We start from the raw sequence: 18,134 nt of genomic DNA on the forward strand, positions 1-18,134 counted from the left end.
GTGCTTGGGCCTGTGTGCTTCTGCCTCTCGCGTACCTCCTGCGCCCGTACGCCTCAGTCGGCGTCGGCCGCGAGTCCCAGCTCCACGTCGCGTGCGGCCTCCGCCTCGCGGCGCAGCAGCCTGAACCACATGAACAGAACGAAGCCGCCGAAGACGAACCACTCGCCGGTGTAGCCGAGGTTCTGGAAGGCCTTCAGGTCGAGCCCGCTGCCCTGTGCCGCCGCGGCGGGCACGGGCTTCATCGAACCGCCCGAGCCACCCGCCTCGGGCTCCGTCAGGGTCACCCAGGCGTCGTACACGTCGTACGGGACGAGGTTCACCAGGGACGCGGCGCTGATCATGCCGAGCTGCCCCTCGGGGAGCCCGCCCCTGGTGCTGACACCGTCGCTGCCGGTGTTCTCGGAAGCCTGCAGATCGCCGGTCACGGTGACCTCACCGGCCGGAGCCGCGGGCACGTCCGCGCGACCCGCGGTGCCGGGCAGCCAGCCCCGTACGACCGGGAGGGCCTTGCCGCTGTCGGTACGCAGCAGATTCAGCACGTAGAAGCCGTCACGGTCGTCCAGCTTGCGCCCGGGGACCAGGAACTGGTCGGCGTACGTCCCGGTCGTGACAGCGGGCCGGCCGGAGGTCTCCTGGTCCACGGGCAGCAGCTCGGCGAGCGGCTTCGCGGTCCGGGTGCCCGGATCGGGCTGCTTCTCGGCCTCCTCGTGCGACTGCACGCGGTCCTCGAAGCGGCCGAGCTGCCAGGTGCCCATGAACACGCAGAACGGGATGGCCAGCACGACGAAGAGGTTGATCCCCCACCATCGCGGGGTCAGCAGGAACCGGTACACCCCTCCACGGTACGGTTCCCCGCTCCGGGAGCCCGGAGCGGGGTGCCCCATTTATTCGCGCCCTACCCCTGCCGGACGGGCCCGTTGCCCGTCCCGGCTGCCCACCAGGACGCCCCGCCGAGTGGACTGTCCGCGTTGCCCGTCGCCCCCGTCCGCTTCAGCTGTCCGTCCCGGCTGCCTGCCCCAGATGCCTCAGCGCGAAATCGAGCTCCAGCCGGACCTGCTTGATCCGCTCCTCCACGACGAGCGAGCCGTGCCCCGCGTCGTACCGGTACACCTCGTGGACGGCGCCGCGCGCGGCGAGGCGGTCCACGTAGTTCTCCACCTGGCGGATGGGGCAGCGCGGGTCGTTGACTCCCGCCGAGATGTAGACCGGCGCGCGCACGGCATCCACGTACGTCAGCGGGGACGACGCCTCGAACCGATCCGGTACTTCCTCCGGTGTCCCGCCCAGCAGTGTGCGGTCCATCGCCTTCAGGGCCTCCATCTCGTCGTGGTACGCGGTGACGTAGTCCGCGACCGGGACCGCCGCCAGTCCCAGCGCCCAGGAGTCCGGCTGCGTGCCGAGCCCGAGCAGGGTCAGATAGCCGCCCCACGAGCCGCCGGCGAGGACCAGCCGCGCCGGGTCCGCCAGCCCCGACTTCACCGCCCAGTCCCGGACCGCCGCGATGTCCTCCAGCTCGATCAGCCCGACCCGGTGCTTCAGCGCGTCCGTCCAGGCGCGCCCGTAACCGGTCGACCCGCGGTAGTTGACCCGCACGACGGCGAAACCGTGGTCCACCCAGGCGGCCGGACCGGACGCGAACGCGTCGCTGTCGTGCCAGGTGGGCCCGCCGTGTATCTCGAAGATGGTGGGGAACGGTCCGTCACCGGTGGCGGGCGTCTGCACCAGGGCATGGATGCGGCCTCCGGGCCCGTCCACCCAGGCGTCCTGCACGGGCACGGAAGCCGGAGCCTTCGCGCCGGGCGGATCGAGGACGACCGCGCCCGTCGTGGCCCGTACGGCGGGCGGCTGCGCGGCCGACGACCACAGGTACTCCACCGTGCCGTCGGGGCGGGCCGTGGCGCCCGACACCGTACCGGCGGGGGTCTCGACGCGCACCGGGCCCTTCGCGCCCGGCTCGTACCTCCACAGCTCGCTGCGCGCCTCGAAGCCGTGCTCGATCAGCAGCGCGGACCCGTCCGGATACCACTCGGCGCCCACATCGCCGGGCAGATCGACGGGGAGATCCGTCTCCGTCCCGGTTACCGGATCCCAGATCATCGGCTCCCAGCGGCCGCGGCGCTGATGCCCGACGAGCAGCCGGGTGTCACCTGCCACGGGGGCGAAGCCCAGCACCGACAGGCCGAGCTCCTTCGTACCGCCCTCGGTGTCGTCCAGCTCGGCGACCGTCGAACCGTCCGGCCGCACGACCCGCAGCGCGGAGTGCATCGCATCCCCGTGCTCGGTGTGTTCGAGGGCGATCAGACTGCCGTCGTGCGACAGGTCTCCGACCCCGGCGGACTCCCGGTGCCGGTAGATCACGACCGGCTCGGACCCGGGGCGCACGAGGTGGACGGTCGTGCCGTCCTCGTCCGTGGACCGGCCGACCACCGCTGTCCCGTCCCGTCCGATCGCGAGACCGGCCGGGTAGGACGGCTCCAGACCGGGTGCGGCCGGCTCGTCCGCGCCGCCGCCGAAGGGCTGCCGCATCCACACGCCGAACTCGTCGCCGTCGGTGTCGGCGAACCACCAGACGGCCTCGCCGTCCGGCGTCAGCACCCCATCGGTCGTCCCGTTGGGCCGGTCCGTCACCTGGCGCTGCTCCCCGGTCGCCCGGTCCCATGCGTACAGCTCGTACGTGCCGGTCGCGTTGGAGACGAAGAGCGAGCGGTCGGGAGCGTCCTCCGCCCAGTCGGGCAGGGACACGCGGGCAGCGCGGAAGCGCTGCTCCCACTCAGGTACGGACGGGTCGTTCTGTGTGTCGCTCATGACCCCATCCAACCCGATTCGGCTGCGGAGCCGGGAGGCCTGTGGATAACTGTTCGCACGCACCCCCAGCCTGTGGGTAACTTTCCCGGCATGTATGCACCGACGCCTGACGACTGGCATGAAGCGAACCGTGCGCGCTGGGACGAACGCGTGGCCATTCACGCCGCCGGCGACTTCTACGACCTCGACGCCTTCCGCGCAGGCAAGGACGCCCTGCGCGACTTCGAGCTCGCCGAGGTCGGAGATGTCACCGGCCGGACGCTGCTGCACCTGCAGTGCCACATCGGACTCGACACCCTCTCCTGGGCCCGTCACGGCGCCGCGCACGTCGTCGGCCTCGACTTCTCCGAACCCGCAGTCGAGACGGCCCGCGGGCTGGCCCGTTCGCTGGGACTGCCGCCGGAGCGAGCGGCGTTCGTGGCCGCCGATGTGTACGACGCGGCGCAGGCCGTGCCCGACTCCTCGTACGACATCGTCTACACCGGGCTCGGTGCGCTGAACTGGCTGCCGGACGTGGACCGGTGGGCGGAGATCGCCGCCTCGCTGGTCGCGGCGGGCGGATTTCTCTACCTCGCCGAGTTCCATCCGCTGACCGACTGCCTCGACGACGAGACCGGCTCGACGATCACGTACGACTACTTCAGCCGTGATCCCTGGGTGGACAAGACGCCGGGCACGTACGCCGATTTCGACGCCGAGACCGTCCACAACCGCAGCGTCGAATGGCAGCACCCGGTCGGCGAGGTGGTTTCGGCGCTGGCCGCGGCCGGGCTGCGGATCGACTTCCTGCACGAGCACGACGCCTCGCTCTTCGCGCGCTACCCGGCGCTGAAGCGGCACGCGGACGGCTACTACCGATTCGCGGCGGACCGTCCGCGGATCCCGATGATGTACTCGGTCAAGGCGTCGCGCCCGGTCAGCGGCTGACCGGCAGGATCTGCGGCCGATTGTCAGTGGCAGGGGTCACACTCGTTCCCATGACTGAGACGGCTGACACGGCTGGCAGGACGGACAGAGCGGACGGGGCCGGAAGCAGCTCCGGCAGGGCTGTCGGAACGGCCGAGGTGCGGGGCGCGGTGGAGGCGTACTGGGCCGCGGCCGACGCCCGCGACTGGGCCGCCTTCGCCGCGACGCTCGCCGACGACGTGGTCTACGACCTGCCGCAGAGCCGTGAGCGGATCCTCGGCAAGGAGCGGTACGTCGCGTTCAACCGGGACTTTCCGGGGGACTGGCACGTCCGGATCGAGCGGATCGTGGCCGACGGGGAGGGGTTGCAGGCTGCCGCCCGGACGCTGGTCACGGATGGCCCCGACCGGATGCACGCCATCCACTTCTTCACGTTCGACACCCAGGGGCTGATCACCGCGGTCACGGACTTCTGGCCCGAGCCCTACGAGCCCCCGGCGGGGCGGGAGCACCTGGTCGAGCGGTACTGAACCACCCCGTCCCTCCTGCCGGCCGAACCGCGGCTGCTTACGACGCCGCGACCGGGCCTGCCCGGTCCCAGCCGGGGGCGCGGACGTCCACGGTGAGGGTGTTCATGGCGACCTCCTCGCCACAGGTACGACAGACCCATGCGGCATCGAGGTCGTGCGCGGACTCCTCGGCTTTCGCCGTGCGGGGATCGTGGACCATGACCACCGGCGGCTCCTCGTTGACCCAGCGGTCGCCCCAGTCCAGCAGGGCCCGGATCACCGGAGCGAGATCCCGGCCGGATGGCGTGAGGTGGTACTCGTAGCGCGGCGGGCGCTCGTTGTAGGGCCGCCGCTCGATCACCCCCGCCTCCTCCAGCGTGCGCAGCCGGGCGGCGAGCCGGTCGCGGGGCGCACCGGTGTTGCGGGCGATCGCCTCGAACCGGTGGTTGCCGAAGAAGATCTCGCGCACCGCGAGCAGCGCCCATTTCTCGCCCACCACCTGGAGCGTGGCGGCGGCGGAACAGGGCCGCCCGGGCAGCGCAGCGGCAGGGCGGGGCGCGGCCGGGCGGGCTGCGGCAGGGTCGGCCGGGTGGTTGGCGGCAGGACTTTCCGAGGCACTCATCCCTACTAGGTTGCCATCTCAAACTCACTGGCGCTAGCTTGCCGTCATGACAGTTGGAGAATCAAACCCACCTGCTTCCCCGCGCCCCCGAGCGCACCAGGACCCCGCATCCGCCGCACCCACTGCCTCCCGTGCTTCTCGCGGCTCCGTCTGGATCGTCTCGGCCGGAGTCTTCGTCGTGAACCTCGATCTGTTCATCGTCAACGTCGCGGTCCCCGCGCTGGGCGACTCCTTCGAAGGCAGTTCGCTCTCCTCGCTCTCGTGGGTGCTCAACGCGTACGCGATCGTCTTCGCCGCGCTGCTCGTCGTCGCGGGCCGGCTGGCCGACCGGTACGGCCACCGCCGTGGCTTTCTGCTGGGCCTGGCGGTCTTCACGGTCGCCTCCGCCCTCTGTGCCCTCGCGCCCGACGTCGGCTGGCTGGTGGCTGCCCGCGTCCTCCAGGCGGCCGGTGCCGCGGCCCTGATTCCGACGTCGCTCGCCCTGCTTCTCGTCGGTACCCCGCCGGAGCGCCGCCCGCAGGCCATTCGCGGCTGGGCGGCGATCGGCGGGATAGCCGCCGGCCTCGGCCCGGTCGTCGGCGGGCTGCTCGTCGAGGCCGACTGGCGCTGGGTGTTCCTGGTCAACGTGCCGGTCGGTGTGGTCGGTCTGGTCGCCGGGGCCAGGCTGCTGCCCGACACCCGCCCGGACCGTGAGGGCCGCCTCCCGGACCTCGTGGGAGCTGCGCTCCTCACCCTGGCGATCGGCGCCCTGGCGCTCGGACTGGTCAAGGCGGATGCCTGGGGCTGGAGTTCGCCCGGAGTCGTCGTCGCACTCCTCGCGGTTGTCGTCCTCACCGCGGCATTTCTGCTGCGCTCCGCCCGGCACGCGGCTCCGGTGATCGAACTTCCCCTGCTGCGCACCCCCGCCTTCGCCGCCGCCACGCTGGCGGCCCTGCTCTTCACGGTCGCCTTCGCGGCGATGCTGCTCACCTCGGTGCTCTGGTGTCAGCAGGTGTGGGGGTACTCGGCGATCCGTACGGGCCTGGCGATCGCCCCAGGGCCCCTGGTCGTTCCGCTGCTCGCCGTCACGTCAGGCCCCGTCGTGCGCCGCCTGGGCGCCGGCCGGACGGCAGCTCTCGGCTGCCTGTTGTTCGGGGCGGGACTGGCCTGGTGGGCCACGGCGCTCGGCACCGACCCCCGGTACGCAACCGGGTTCCTCCCCGGCATGCTGATCACCGGCATCGGGGTCGGCTTCGCGCTCCCCACCCTGGTCGGCGCGGCGGCCGCAGCCCTGCCGCCCACCCGCTTCGCCACCGGATCGGCCGTCACCACCATGGCCCGCCAGACCGGTGCCGTCCTGGGTGTAGCCCTGATGGTCACCCTGCTCGGCACCCCCGCCGCCTCCGAAGCGGCCCTCGACGGGTTCCGCCAGGGCTGGTGGGTGGCGGTCGCCACCGCCGTACTCGCAGCCGCCGCGGCACTGACGCTGCCCCGCCCCGCGCCGGAAGTCCGCCGTGCCTGAGCTCTTCCCCACCGACAGCAGTGCGGCGGCGCCACCGGAACGGACGAACCCGGTGGTGCCGCCGCCTGACTGAGGGGTTTCTACGCGCGTTACGCCACAGAGCGGAAGGCGGGCAGATACCCGTTCGACTGCCCGATCGCCTTGGGGTGGTAGGAGTTGGAGATCGGAATCGACACGCTGTGGATCCAGGCGTCACCCGAGCACAGTTCGTGACCCGTGAACTCGTCCACCACGCTGGAGAAGGTGAACCCGGCGTCCGCTGCCCGCTTGGCGAGCACTCCGTTCAGGACGTTGGACGCGTTGTTGATCGCCCCGCGCTCGGTCTCCGTGAGCCCGGCGATGCAACTGCCCGAGAGCTTGTAGAAGCGCGGGTAGCCGAGCACGACCACATGCGCCTGCGGTGCCCTTGAACGGATGTTTCCGTAAAGCGAGTTGAGGCTCGCCGGCAGCGAGTTCTGCACCTGTGAGATCGCCGTGTTCACGCGGCTCACACACGTGGCCTCGCTCTGCAGGACACAGGTCTGCATGACGTCCGCGAACCCGACGTCGTTGCCGCCGGCCGTGACGCTGACCAACGTGGTCGATGAACTCAGCGCGCCCAGCTGACCGCTGGAGACGGAGCCCGTCGTCGCGCCCGAGCAGGCGACGAACTTAAACGACGACGGAGCGTTCGCGGCTGCCCAGAGGGACGGGTAGGCGTTGGTGCTGCGCATGCAGTCACCGCTTTCCGAGGTGTAGTTCCCGGCGCCTACACCTGAGGAGTAGGAGTCACCGAGAGCTACGTAGTTGTCGCCGGCGGCGGACGCCGGCTGTGCCATGCCGAGTGCGGCCACGGCGGCGATGGCGAGGGTGGATGCGGAGGCCCAGAAGGTTCGTACTGACATGACTGCCAGCCCTTCGAAGTGTGGGGGACGGGTGGGGAGTTCGTGGGGCGAGCATGTTTGTAGCAGCTCCCGGTACCCGCCGGTAATGGCGCTGCAGGAAGTCGTCTGATATGCCCGAATGATCGTTCGGGGGTCGATGCTCCGCGCGTAGATAAACCTTCAACTGGCCCTCGAATGGGTGAAGTTGTGGATCATCCGAGCCATCCCCGTGACTCCTCTGCGTCACCATGAGACGTACGATTCGCGGCCGCGCGGCGCCCGTACGCCGTGGGAATCCGCCTTCACAACTGCCTTCGCACCCCGAACACGACTGCGGCCGCCAGGAGCACCTGGCGGCCGCGGTTCGGGTGGTGGGTCTGTCTACAGCGTGCGTTCCAGCCTGTCCGCCATCAGCCTGCTGAAGCGCGACGGGTCGCTCAGTTCGCCACCGTCCGACAGGAGTGCGAGCCCGTGGACGAGCTCGGCCGCCTCGGCCAGCTCCGTACCGGCGTCCGTGCCCTCCCCCTGCTCGGCGTGCGCCTTCTTCAGTCCGCCGATCAGCGGGTGCGAGGGGTTGAGCTCGAGGATCCGCTTGATGTGCGGTACCTCCTGGCCCATGGCGCGGTACATGTTCTCCAGGGCAGGGGTGGCATCGTGCGTGTCCGAGACGATGCACGCGGGTGAGACGGTGAGCCGCGAGGAGAGCCGGACCTCCTTCACGTTCTCGCCGAGCTGCTCGGTCATCCAGGTCAGCAGACCGGCGTAGTCCTGCTGCTGCTTCTCGCGCTCCGCCTCGACCTGCTTCTTCTCCTCGTCGGTGTCGAGGTCGACCTCGCCCTTGGCGATCGACTGCAACTGCTTGCCGTCGAACTCCGGCACGGACTGGACCCAGACCTCGTCGACCGGATCCGTCAGGAGGAGGACCTCGAAGCCCTTGGCGCGGAAGGCCTCCATGTGGGGCGAGCTCTCCATGGCCGCGCGTGACTCGCCCGTCATGTAGAAGATCTGCTCCTGACCCTCCTTCATGCGCTCCACGTACGAGCGCAGCGTGGTCAGCCCCTCCTCGTCCTGGGTGGAGGCGAACGAGGAGATCTCCAGGATCGCGTCCTGGTTCTCGAAGTCCTGGAGCAGGCCTTCCTTGAGAACCCGGCCGAATTCCTTCCAGAGCGTCCCGTACTTCTCCGGGGCGGCGGACATCATGTCCTTCACCGTGGAGAGAACCTTCTTGACCAGCCGGCGGCGCATCAGCTCGATCTGGCGGTCCTGTTGAAGGATTTCCCGCGACACGTTGAGCGACAGGTCCTGCGCGTCGACTACGCCCTTCACGAAGCGGAGATACGTCGGCATGAGCGCTTCGCAGTCATCCATGATGAACACGCGCTTGACGTAGAGCTGAACGCCGCGCTTGTGCCCCTGCATGAACAGGTCCTGCGGTGCGTGGGACGGCAGGAAGAGCAGTGCCTGATATTCGAAAGTGCCCTCCGCCTGCATGCGGATGGTCTCGAGCGGGTCCGTCCAGTCGTGACTGATGTGCTTGTACAGCTCGCTGTACTCCTCATCGGTCACGGAGTTCTTCGACCGGGCCCACAGCGCCTTCATCGAGTTGACCGTCTCGGTCTCGGGCGCTGCTCCGTCCTCGCCCGCCGTCGCGGCGGCCATGCGGATGGGCCAGGTGATGAAGTCCGAGTAGCGCTTGACGATCTCCCTGAGCTTCCAGGGCGACGTGTAGTCGAAGAGCTGGTCCTCGGTGTCCTCGGGCTTGAGCCGCAGAGTGGCCGCGGTGCCCTGCGGGGCGTCGTCGACGGACTCGACGGTGTACGTTCCCTCGCCGCTGGACGTCCAGCGCGTGCCCTGGCTCTCACCCGCGCGCCGGGTGAGGAGCGTGACCTCGTCGGCCACCATGAAGCTCGAATAGAAACCGACACCGAACTGCCCGATGAGTTCCTCGGACGTTGCGGAGTCCTTGGCTTCCTTCAATTCCTGCAGGAATTTCGCCGTTCCGGAGTTCGCGATCGTTCCGATCAACTGCACGACCTCGTCGTGCGACATTCCGATTCCGTTGTCGCGCACGGTCAGCGTGCGCTCCTCCTTATCTGCCTCGACGGCGATATGGAGGTCGGAAGAGTCCGCCTGGAGTGTGTCGTCACGGAGAGTTTCAAGGCGCAGTTTGTCGAGTGCGTCCGAGGAATTGGAAATGAGCTCCCGCAGAAAGACGTCCTTGTTCGAGTAGATCGAATGGATCATCATCTGCAGGAGCTGACGCGCTTCTACCTGGAACTCGAATGTCTCGGCCGGCATGGGTGCAGGTTCCCTTTCTGGGGTAAGTCATCTGAGCCGAGACATATCGTAACCAGCCCTCGCGGTGCTCATGTGCCGGTTCCCGGATGCGTTCAGCGGGCCGGGCGCCGGGGTGGAGGCGCCCGGCCCGCTGCCTCAAGCAGCTTGCCCACAGGGGGCGATGGGACTCACGGGCCGGTGGCGCAGTTGCCGCACGGGCTCTTGCCGCGTGCTGCCGCCCGGGCTCGGCTGGTCTCCTCGACCTTGTGGTCGATGCCGGCCGTCCTCTGTCCGGCCTTGATGCCGGGGCAGTCCTCCTTGAGGTGCCACTTGTCGCCCGAGGCCGTGACGTAGACGAGCCCGCCGTGGGTCTCGTCGAACCAGTTGATGAACTCGTAGACCGTGCCGATCAGGGCCACACGCTTGTGGAGGGCGATCTGGTCGTGCCCGGGCAGGAAGTGCCCGAGGGCGACGCGTGCGTCGCAACCGCAGGCGCATGTGCGGGCGCCGTGGGGGGAGTCGAAGTAGGTGATGGGGTTGCGCGCCCCCTCGACGGGGGACGGTTTCCCGACGAAGGCGTCGTACACGGGGTCCTCGCCCGCCCTGAGGACAGTCCCCTCGATGGCCCGGCGTGCGGGCCCGGCCGGCGCGATTCCCTCGATCCGGATGGCCTGGCGGACGATGCCGTGGGCGCTGATCAGCGCGTAGTGCTCGCGGTCGGCGCGGGCGCCGAGGACCCAGCAGCCGCGCCCGGCTTCGTACAGCTGATCGTCGGTCATGCCGGGACTCCAGCCGATGACCGAGCGTCCGAGGAAGTCGTCCTCGGGTTCGACGGACTTCATGTCGCCCAACGTGATGTGGATCATCGAACCAGCCCCCTGATAGTTGATGCCCCAAGCCCTCTTGGGTATCGCTGGAAGTGTGGCACGGGCTGCCGTATACCTTCAACCCCTAGGAGTCGTGGGTATACGGCTATGGGTCGCCCCGCCCTCCCCGTCCGGCCGACCCGCCTCGTGACCCGGCAGACTGGGGCGCATGGGCGATATGCGAGCGGCTTCAGCGACGGCAGGAGACTCCGGTGCACCGGTGATCCTCGGCAACGAGCCCGGTTCGTTCGCCCGGGGCGTGCTGGCCGAGCGCCATCCGGCGCTGATCAAGCAGGTGCGCGATGCCTTTCCGTACGGTCCCCGACAGCACCGGGCACTCGATGCGCTGCTGGACGAGATCACGCACGGGGTCGTGGAGCCGCTCGACGCCGCGGACCCGGACCACGGAATCTGGCAGGCCTGGGGGCGCGAGCACTTCGGGCGGTCGTGGTTCGACGCCCCGTTCCTCTGGGCCGAGAGCTACTTCTACCGCAGGCTCCTCGCGGCCATCGAGTACTTCGACGAAGGACCGTGGCAGGGCATCGACCCCTTCGCGCCCTTCAAGCTGGCGGAACTGAACGGCAGCGCGGTCGACGACGAGTTCCGTTCCCTGGGCCGGCTCGCCGACGCCCCGGCCGACGAGCGGGCGACGGCTCTGCTGCACGCCTCGCTCTGGGGCAACCGCGCCGATCTCGGTTTCCGGGTGGCCGCGGACGAACCCATGGGGGAAGCGGACCCCGGGCTTGTCGCCGACGACAGCGCCCTGCTGTGGTCGCTGCTTCCCGTGGGGGCCCCGGCGACTGTTTCCGTGGTGGCGGACAATGCCGGCCGGGAGCTGATCCCCGACCTGGTCCTGATCGACCACCTGCTGCGCCGAGGTCGTGCGGAGCGTGCCGTGCTGCACGTGAAGCCAGGTCCGTACTACGTCTCCGACGCGACGACCGCCGACGTCGTCGATTCCCTGCGCCGCCTCGTCCGGGCACCGGGTGCCGCTGGCGGGATCGGACGGCGTCTCTGGGAGGCGATGGGGGCGGGGCGCCTGGAGGTACGCGCCCATGCGTTCTTCTGCGCGCCGCTGCCGTACGAGGAGATGCCCGAGGACCTGCGTGAGGAATGGGGGGCCGGTGCGCTCACGATCCTGAAGGGCGACCTCAACTACCGCCGTCTCGTGGGCGACCGGCTGTGGGACCCGACGACGCCCTTCGCGGACCGTACGGCGTACTTCCCCGGGCCCGTGGCCGCGCTGCGTACGTTGAAGTCCGACGTCGTCGTCGGGCTGGAGCCGCAGACGCTGAGCGCGCTCGACGCATCGGGCGGGGCCTGGCGCACCAGTGGCACGCACGCCCTGATCCAGGCGCGCGGCCGGGGCGGATCCTAGGGCTGCGGCGGCTTCTCCACGAGGCGGGTCACGAGGTCGTGCCAGCCCTGCTCCAACTGATCGAGCGTGAAGCCGCGTTCGCGGGTCAGATGGTGCACGAGGGCGGTGTCGACCGATCCCAGCAGGGTGTGTGCGAGGAGTTCCGGGTTGCCGGCGACGTCCAACTGGCGCAGCAGCATGGTGATATGGCTCAGTCGCAGACGGTTGGCCGGGACGGCGTACGCGCGCAGCGGATCGGTGCGGGAGGCCAGGATCAGCTCGTGGTGACCTCGTTCGTGGCGCATGACGGCGGGGCCGAAGGCGTGCAGCCGCTCCACTGCGGGGGCGCCCGGTCCCATGGGTGGCGGTCCTGAGAGGAAGGCGGCCTGGAGCAGCCCCTCGCGATGGTCGAGGAGCGCGAGGAGGAGGCCGGTGCGGTCGCCGAAGCGCCGGAAGACGGTGCCCTTGCCCACTCCTGCGGCGTTGGCCACCGATTCCATGGTGAGGTCCGCCGCGCCGCACCCGGTCAGCAGGCGGGAGGCGGCGTCCAGCAGACGCGTGCGATTGCGCGCCGCGTCCGCCCGCAGCTGCTCCGGCGGCTCACCGGCCGGCGCGAGCGGGAGATGTGTCCGCTCCTCGCCGGCTTCGGGCGGCCTGGAGGGCGGAGGGACGGGACCGGTCATGGCTTCAGCCTAACGCCAGGGAAGAAAAAGTGGACCGTGGTCCGTTTAGGTGGTACAACTTTAAACGGACCGTGGTCCGCTTGCTCCGCAGTCTCCGTCTCCCAGGAGTTCCCCATGTCTGTACGCATCCTCGCCCTCGTCGGCAGCCTCCGCGCCGGCTCCCACAACCGTCAGCTCGCCGAGGCCGCCGCCAAGCACGCGCCCACGGGCACCGACGTCGAGCTGTTCGAGGGCCTCGCCGAGGTGCCCTTCTACAACGAGGACATCGACGTCGAGGGCAGCGTCCCCGCCGCTGCCGCCCGACTGCGTGAGGCAGCCGGCCAGGCCGACGCCTTCCTGCTGTTCTCGCCGGAGTACAACGGCACCATGCCGGCCGTGCTGAAGAACGCGATCGACTGGCTGTCGCGCCCGTACGGTGCGGGCGCCCTGACCGGTAAGCCGGCCGCCGTGGTCGGCACCGCCTTCGGCCAGTTCGGCGGCGTCTGGGCCCAGGACGATGCCCGCAAGGCAGTCGGCATCGCGGGCGGCGCCGTCCTCGAGGACGCCAAGCTGTCCATCGCCGGCTCCGTGACCCGCTTCGCCGAGATCCACCCGGCCGACGACGCCGAGGTCGTCACCTCGCTGACCGAGGTCATCCGCCAGGTCACCGAGCGGACCGCCGCCGCGGCTGCCTGACGCAGCTCACCCCGACGGCGGCGCGCCGAGGATGCCGCGCCGCCGTTCGTACACACGTCACTGCGCCGCCCGCGCTCGCGCCGGGCGGCGCAGCTGCGCGGTGTCCGTCGGCCTGCTGTCCTGCGGCGCTCCTGCGGCGCTCCGTGCGGTGTGGGCTAGGACGCGAGGGGCTGTGCGACGAAGGCGTCCACGTGCTCCGCAGCCCAATGGGTGAACGTGCGCGCCGGACGTCCGGTGACCTTCTCGACGGTGTCGACGACCGTACGGCCCACCTCCGGTGTGTTCCCGTACGCCTCGAGCAGGAAGCCGATCACTCCCTCCGGCATGCCCGCTGCCCGCCACTGCGCGACAGCCTCCTCCTCGGTCAGCTCGACCAGGGCGATCTCCCTGCCGCGGGCGGCGGCGATCGTCGCCACCTTGTCGCCGACGGTCAGCAGCTCGGGGCCGGTGAGCACGTACTCCTGGCCCCCGTGGCCCTCCTCCGTGAGGGCGACCGCGCCGACGGCGCCGATGTCGCCCTCGTGGACCATGGCGCTGAGCCGGGACACGAACGGCTCGCGAACCTCGCCCGAGGCCGAGATCCCGCCCGCCCACTCCAGGGCGTTGGCCATGAACTCGACCGGCATGAGCACGGTCCACTCCACACCGTCCTCGGCACGCACGGCGTCCTCCAGCGGCGACGAACCGCCACCGTGCAGCACCGTGACCCGGTGCACGCCTGCCGCGCGCGCCAGCTCCATGATCCGCGGGCCTGTCTCCAGCGGAGCGAAATGGGCGCCGAAGGTGATCAAGTGAAGGCCCGTGACGCCCTCCAGAGCCGGGATCAGACTGTCGGGTTCGGTCAGGTCGCCCTGAACGACCTCGACGCCCGCCGGGAAGACGGCCTTCGACGCATCCCGGGTGAGGGCACGGACCGCGTGGCCGCGGGAGACCAGTTCGGCGACGACCTGACGGCCGACAGTTCCGGTGGCGCCGGTGACAAGAATCTTCTGCGTCTGTGTCATGGCTCGACCATAGGAGGGCATTAGGTCAGGTTCTGTCCGCTACGCCTGCGATCGCGTACAGCTGGCAGGACGGATCGCGGGCATGACCGTGCTTGTGTGCGCCGCACCGGAGGAGCATGGCTGACGCGTAACCGGCGGCAGGCTTCGCCGGTTACGCCCCGAGGGCCTAGCCGATGAGGGTCTCCTTCGGACGGACGACGCAGAACTCGTTCCCCTCCGGATCGGCCAGCACGGTCCACGACTCGTTGCCGCTCTGCCCGACGTCCACCCTGCGGGCGCCGAGTGCCAGGACGCGCTCGATCTCCGCCTCCCTGTCCTTCGCACCGCTGGTCAGATCCAGGTGCAGACGGTTCTTGACGACCTTGCGGTCCGTCACCGGCATGAAGCAGATGCCCACCGGGGCGGACTCGTCCGGCCCGATCACGACCTCACGCTCCCGCTCGGACAGGATGCGCCAGCCCAGCACCTCGGCCCAGAACCGGGCCAGGGCGGGCAGGTCGTGGGCGTCGATGACGATGTGGTGCAGCGAGAGAGGCATGTCGGCCAGTGTGCCCCGTGACGGACCGGGCCGGTTGTCACGAACGGGGCCCGGACCGAAGGTGCTTGGGGTTACAGCCCCGCGTCGGTGCGGACCAGTCGGAGCGCCGCTGCGGGGTCTGCCGCTCGTGTGACCGACCGCCCCACGACAATGTGCGAGGCACCGGCGACGACGGCAGCACGCGGTGTACCGGGGCGGGCGTGGTCGGCCCCGGACTCACCGGGCAGCGTGACTCCTGGAGTCACGATCAGGGAGTCGGGGCCCAACAGGCCGCGCAACTGCGCGGTCTCCTGCGGCGACGCGATCACGCCATGGCATCCGGCCTTCCGCGCCAGCCCTGCCAGGCGCAGCACCTGCTCCCCGGCCGGGTCGGCGACCCCGATGTCGGCGAGGTCGGTGCCGGTCATGCTGGTGACGACGGTCAGAGCCAGGACACGCAGGCGGGGAAAGTCGCGGGCCGCGGCGACCGCGGCGGCCATGATGCCGGTGCCGCCCATGCTGTGGACCGTCACCATCGACGCACCGAGTGAGCCCGCGGCACGGACCGCTCCGGAAACGGAGTTCGGGATCTCGAAGAGCTTCAGGTCCAGGAACACCTCATGGCCCTGCGCGACGAGGTGCCTGACGAGGTCGGGGCCTGCCGCTGTGAGCAGCTCCCCGACCTTGTAGAAGCGGCACTCGCCGCCGAGTCGGTCGACGACCGCTTCAGCCGCTCGGCGACTGTCGAAATCCAGGGCAACGATGATCGGACCGGGTGACTTCACGGCGCCATTCTCGTACGGGGCATGCGGGCCGCGAAGAGGGCCTTGCCTCCTCCTACGGACCCCTTCGTGCCGTGCGCTCCGAACTCCCGTGCCACAACAACGGGCCCGACACCGTTCGGTGTCGGGCCCGTTGGGCGGTCAGCGCGTGGGCCGGGGTGCCCGGCGGGCGCCCCGGCTCATGCGTCAGACGTGCGAGCCGGCCTTGCGGCGGCGTACGACGAACACCGCGCCGGCGCCGATCGCCATGGCCGCGCCGCTCGCGAGGGCGAGCTGCGAGGTCCCGGACGAGCCCGTGGCGGCGAGGCTGCCGCTTACGGGTGTGGCCGACGCGCCGCTCTGCGGCGTGAGGTTCGAGGTGGTGGGCTTGGCATCGGGGACCTTGCCGGGCTTGGTGCCGGCGGCGGCGATCAGGAACTCGTAGCCCTCGAGGTCCGGGGTCCCGCCGCAGGTGCCGTTGTCGTTGAAGTAGTCACCGGCGACGAAGGTGACGCCATTGCCCGCGGGGGCCGAGGCGTCGATCGTGAGGCGCATCTTCACGTCGGCGTGGGCGCCGGCCTTCAGCGGGCTGATGGCGTCCATGTAGTGCTCGTTGTCGACGGTCTCCCACTTCGAGGAGGAGGCGGACGACCACTGCAGGTGCACCAGGTCGTCGATGTCGTTGAACCCACTCTGGTCGGTCGCGTGGACGTAGACGAAGGGAAGCACCTCGTCCATCGTCTTGTCGGTGCCGTTGGTCACCCGGAGCTTGAAGTTGACCTTCGTGCCGGCGACGACTGTGGACGGCAGACCGGTGACGACCGTGGTGAGCTTGGCCTCGGGGACGCAGTCCTCGCCCTCCTCGGCCTCCTCTTCCTTCGCCTTGGCCAGCGCCTCGTCGGCGGCGTTCTTGTCGGCGAGCGCCTTCTTGGTGGCCTTCTGCGCCTCGCCGATTGCCCGGGCCGCGGCGACCCGCGCGTCGTCACGCGCCTCGTCGGCTGCCACGACCTCGGCATCGGCGGCGGCCTTGGCATCGGAGGCGGTGACGGCGGCGCTTTCCGCGTCGGTGAGAGTCGTCGCCGCGGCGGTCTTCTCCTCCTCGGTGGCCGTCTCCGGAAGGGCATCGACCGCAGCCTGGGCGTCGATGACCGCTTGGTCGGCCTCGGCCTTGGCCGTAGTGGCCAAGGCCGCAGCGGTCTTGGCTGCCGCGACCGCCTCGGTCAGTGGGTGGGTATCGGACTCGAACGCTTTCAGAGCCGCGAGGGCGGCCTTCTCGGCCAGTACGGCGGCGTCGTACACCGCCTGCGCTGCTTCCGCGGCCTTCTCCAGCTCCGCGATGGAGGGCTTTTCCTGCGTCTGCGAAGCCGGCTTGTCGTCGGCGAACGCGGGGGTGACCGACAGCAGGAGGGCAGGTGTGGTCACTGCGGCGGCAACGGCTGTGGCAAGAATCCGGCGAATCTTCACAAGAGCCCTTCGGGGTCCGAAAAAGAAAGAAGGGGTCGCAGCGGAATGGGACACGCAGATGCGACTTGAGGTGATCGTATGGCCGCGCCAACGATCACTCATCACGATTTCTTCACCCGTTCCGGCCGTCGCCGCGCCACGGGGACAGACAGAAAAGACGAAAGGGTGCAGTTGCTTTCACTGCGTGCGCTTTCGCTGTGAGGAAGGCCACATGGTCCTGGACGCGTCGTCCCGCGACCTCCCCGGCGCTACGAAGCGACCGTCCTCGTCGCTGCGGTCAACGGATGGCCGTGACCAACTGCCGCGGAGCATCCGGCCGTTGCGTGGGTGAGCGTCAGGAAGACATCGCTGCGCGGTCGGCCTCGCTGCGGAGCACACAGAACTCGTTGCCCTCGGGGTCCGCGAGGACAGCCCAGCCGGCGCCATCGGGTTCCCGGCGATCGTCGACGAGGGTGGCCCCGAGCTTCAGCAGTCGCTCGACCTCCTCCTCGCGCGTGGTCTCAGGGCGCAGGCACAGGTGGAACCTGTTCTTGATCGTCTTCCGTTCCGGCACCTGGTTGAAATGCAGCAGCGGGCCCTCGGGCAGCATCACCTCGGCCTCCGGCGAACCCGGCTCGTCATCCTGATGCAGCGGAGAACCGAGCACCTCACTCCAGAACCGAGCCAGCGCATAGGCATCCGCACAGTCGACCGCCACGTTCTGCAATACCGAGACCATGCACGAGAGCCTGCCTGAAGCACCGCACGGTCGGCTACCGAGTTGCGGCGAAACGGCGCCAGCACTTTCGTCGCGGGCCCCGGTCCGCCGCGCCCAAGTGCGGTGCCGTTGTCGTGCGGTGAGGAACTCAGCCTTCGAGCAGTTCAGCAAGAGCGATCGCTGCTACCGCGGAGAAGAGCCACGGCTTCCTCGGATCCCGTCCGCGGGTCTGGCGGTCCAGTTCCCAGACGAACACCAAGAGGCAATACAGGTGCAGCGGGCCCTGCACCAGGAAGGCGACGTCGTGCACGGGGCCTCCCTCGTCCTTCAAGCGGGCGAGCGCCGTGCCTGACGACGGTCGTGCGGTTACCGGACCACCGCCATCGAGGAGGCCAACCGGAAGCGGATCCGCCCGGTGATCCGGACGGGAACAGTGGCCAGGGGCGGCAGGCAGATCCGTAACCGTAGTCGCACAGGCAGTCACGCACACGAAAACAGGTGAGGCGCCTAGGAACGTTCCTAGGCGCCTCACCTGGTGTTTCGGCTGTCGGGGTGGCGGGATTTGAACCCACGACCTCTTCGTCCCGAACGAAGCGCGCTGCCAAGCTGCGCTACACCCCGATGCCC

Annotated in this window: 18 protein-coding genes and 1 tRNA gene; 5 read left to right on the plus strand and 14 right to left on the minus strand. The window is 69.8% G+C overall.

Annotated features, from left to right (window positions below; genetic code table 11):
- Positions 1-53: 53 nt before the first annotated feature.
- Together OG257_RS20860 and OG257_RS20865 are read right to left on the minus strand one after the other, a co-directional pair.
- Positions 54-833: an SURF1 family protein gene (locus OG257_RS20860; protein ID WP_329209582.1), complete on the minus strand. Its 780-nt coding sequence runs from the start codon at positions 831-833 to the stop codon at positions 54-56.
- A gap of 157 nt (positions 834-990) precedes the next feature.
- Complete coding sequence (locus OG257_RS20865; RefSeq protein ID WP_329209583.1) at positions 991-2,805, minus strand: S9 family peptidase; 1,815 nt, start codon at positions 2,803-2,805, stop codon at positions 991-993.
- Positions 2,806-2,895: 90 nt separating this feature from the next.
- Here OG257_RS20865 and OG257_RS20870 point away from each other — a divergent pair, with 90 nt between their 5' ends.
- Together OG257_RS20870 and OG257_RS20875 are read left to right on the plus strand one after the other, a co-directional pair.
- The gene (locus OG257_RS20870) at positions 2,896-3,732 is read left to right on the plus strand and encodes a class I SAM-dependent methyltransferase (protein ID WP_329209585.1); all 837 of its coding nucleotides are present in this window, start codon (positions 2,896-2,898) and stop codon (positions 3,730-3,732) included.
- Positions 3,733-3,782: 50 nt separating this feature from the next.
- Entirely contained in the window at positions 3,783-4,241 is a 459-nt protein-coding gene (locus OG257_RS20875) for a nuclear transport factor 2 family protein (RefSeq protein ID WP_329209587.1), read from the plus strand.
- Between the two features lie 37 nt (positions 4,242-4,278).
- Here OG257_RS20875 and OG257_RS20880 read toward each other — a convergent pair whose 3' ends face one another.
- Entirely contained in the window at positions 4,279-4,842 is a 564-nt protein-coding gene (locus OG257_RS20880; RefSeq protein ID WP_329209589.1) for a winged helix-turn-helix transcriptional regulator, read from the minus strand.
- Between the two features lie 46 nt (positions 4,843-4,888).
- Between OG257_RS20880 and OG257_RS20885 the strand changes: the two genes are divergently transcribed.
- The gene (locus OG257_RS20885) at positions 4,889-6,343 is read left to right on the plus strand and encodes an MFS transporter (protein WP_443054446.1); all 1,455 of its coding nucleotides are present in this window, start codon (positions 4,889-4,891) and stop codon (positions 6,341-6,343) included.
- Between the two features lie 89 nt (positions 6,344-6,432).
- Here OG257_RS20885 and OG257_RS20890 read toward each other — a convergent pair whose 3' ends face one another.
- The 3 genes from OG257_RS20890 to OG257_RS20900 form a co-directional block, all read right to left on the minus strand.
- Positions 6,433-7,227, minus strand: a complete 795-nt coding sequence (locus OG257_RS20890) for an SGNH/GDSL hydrolase family protein (RefSeq protein ID WP_329209593.1) — start codon at positions 7,225-7,227, stop codon at positions 6,433-6,435.
- Between the two features lie 360 nt (positions 7,228-7,587).
- Entirely contained in the window at positions 7,588-9,504 is a 1,917-nt protein-coding gene (gene htpG / locus OG257_RS20895) for a molecular chaperone HtpG (RefSeq protein ID WP_329209595.1), read from the minus strand.
- A gap of 167 nt (positions 9,505-9,671) precedes the next feature.
- Positions 9,672-10,349 carry a hypothetical protein gene (locus OG257_RS20900; RefSeq protein WP_329209597.1) on the minus strand — a complete coding sequence of 226 codons (678 nt, stop codon included), beginning with the start codon at positions 10,347-10,349 and terminating at the stop codon, positions 9,672-9,674.
- A 169-nt stretch (positions 10,350-10,518) separates the two neighbouring features.
- On the opposite strand from OG257_RS20900, the gene OG257_RS20905 reads away from it, so the two are divergent.
- Positions 10,519-11,727 (plus strand): damage-control phosphatase ARMT1 family protein, encoded by a 1,209-nt coding sequence (locus OG257_RS20905; protein WP_443054447.1) that lies wholly within the window; start codon positions 10,519-10,521, stop codon positions 11,725-11,727.
- Here OG257_RS20905 and OG257_RS20910 read toward each other — a convergent pair.
- Positions 11,724-12,389, minus strand: a complete 666-nt coding sequence (locus OG257_RS20910; protein ID WP_329209598.1) for a TetR/AcrR family transcriptional regulator — start codon at positions 12,387-12,389, stop codon at positions 11,724-11,726. The two genes, OG257_RS20905 and OG257_RS20910, sit on opposite strands and share 4 nt — an antisense overlap.
- Before the next feature lie 114 nt (positions 12,390-12,503).
- Here OG257_RS20910 and OG257_RS20915 point away from each other — a divergent pair, with 114 nt between their 5' ends.
- Positions 12,504-13,064: an NAD(P)H-dependent oxidoreductase gene (locus OG257_RS20915; protein WP_329209600.1), complete on the plus strand. Its 561-nt coding sequence runs from the start codon at positions 12,504-12,506 to the stop codon at positions 13,062-13,064.
- A gap of 155 nt (positions 13,065-13,219) precedes the next feature.
- On the opposite strand, the gene OG257_RS20920 is transcribed toward OG257_RS20915, so the two are convergent.
- The 7 genes from OG257_RS20920 to OG257_RS20950 form a co-directional block, all read right to left on the minus strand.
- Complete coding sequence (locus OG257_RS20920) at positions 13,220-14,068, minus strand: NmrA family NAD(P)-binding protein (RefSeq protein WP_329209602.1); 849 nt, start codon at positions 14,066-14,068, stop codon at positions 13,220-13,222.
- Positions 14,069-14,234: 166 nt separating this feature from the next.
- On the minus strand, positions 14,235-14,606 hold the full coding sequence (locus tag OG257_RS20925; RefSeq protein ID WP_329209604.1) for a VOC family protein: 372 nt from the start codon (positions 14,604-14,606) through the stop codon (positions 14,235-14,237).
- 71 nt (positions 14,607-14,677) lie between these two features.
- Positions 14,678-15,370 carry an orotidine-5'-phosphate decarboxylase gene (pyrF, locus tag OG257_RS20930; RefSeq protein ID WP_329209606.1) on the minus strand — a complete coding sequence of 231 codons (693 nt, stop codon included), beginning with the start codon at positions 15,368-15,370 and terminating at the stop codon, positions 14,678-14,680.
- A 183-nt stretch (positions 15,371-15,553) separates the two neighbouring features.
- Entirely contained in the window at positions 15,554-16,810 is a 1,257-nt protein-coding gene (locus tag OG257_RS20935) for an LPXTG cell wall anchor domain-containing protein (protein WP_329209608.1), read from the minus strand.
- Between the two features lie 334 nt (positions 16,811-17,144).
- Entirely contained in the window at positions 17,145-17,528 is a 384-nt protein-coding gene (locus OG257_RS20940) for a VOC family protein (RefSeq protein WP_329209609.1), read from the minus strand.
- A gap of 127 nt (positions 17,529-17,655) precedes the next feature.
- Positions 17,656-17,817, minus strand: coding sequence for a hypothetical protein (locus OG257_RS20945; RefSeq protein WP_329209610.1), 162 nt, complete (start codon positions 17,815-17,817; stop codon positions 17,656-17,658).
- A gap of 237 nt (positions 17,818-18,054) precedes the next feature.
- A tRNA-Pro gene (locus OG257_RS20950) sits at positions 18,055-18,128 on the minus strand.
- Positions 18,129-18,134 lie beyond the last annotated feature (6 nt).

Origin of the sequence: Streptomyces sp. NBC_00683 (assembly GCF_036226745.1) — a bacterium.
GTDB lineage: Bacteria > Actinomycetota > Actinomycetes > Streptomycetales > Streptomycetaceae > Streptomyces.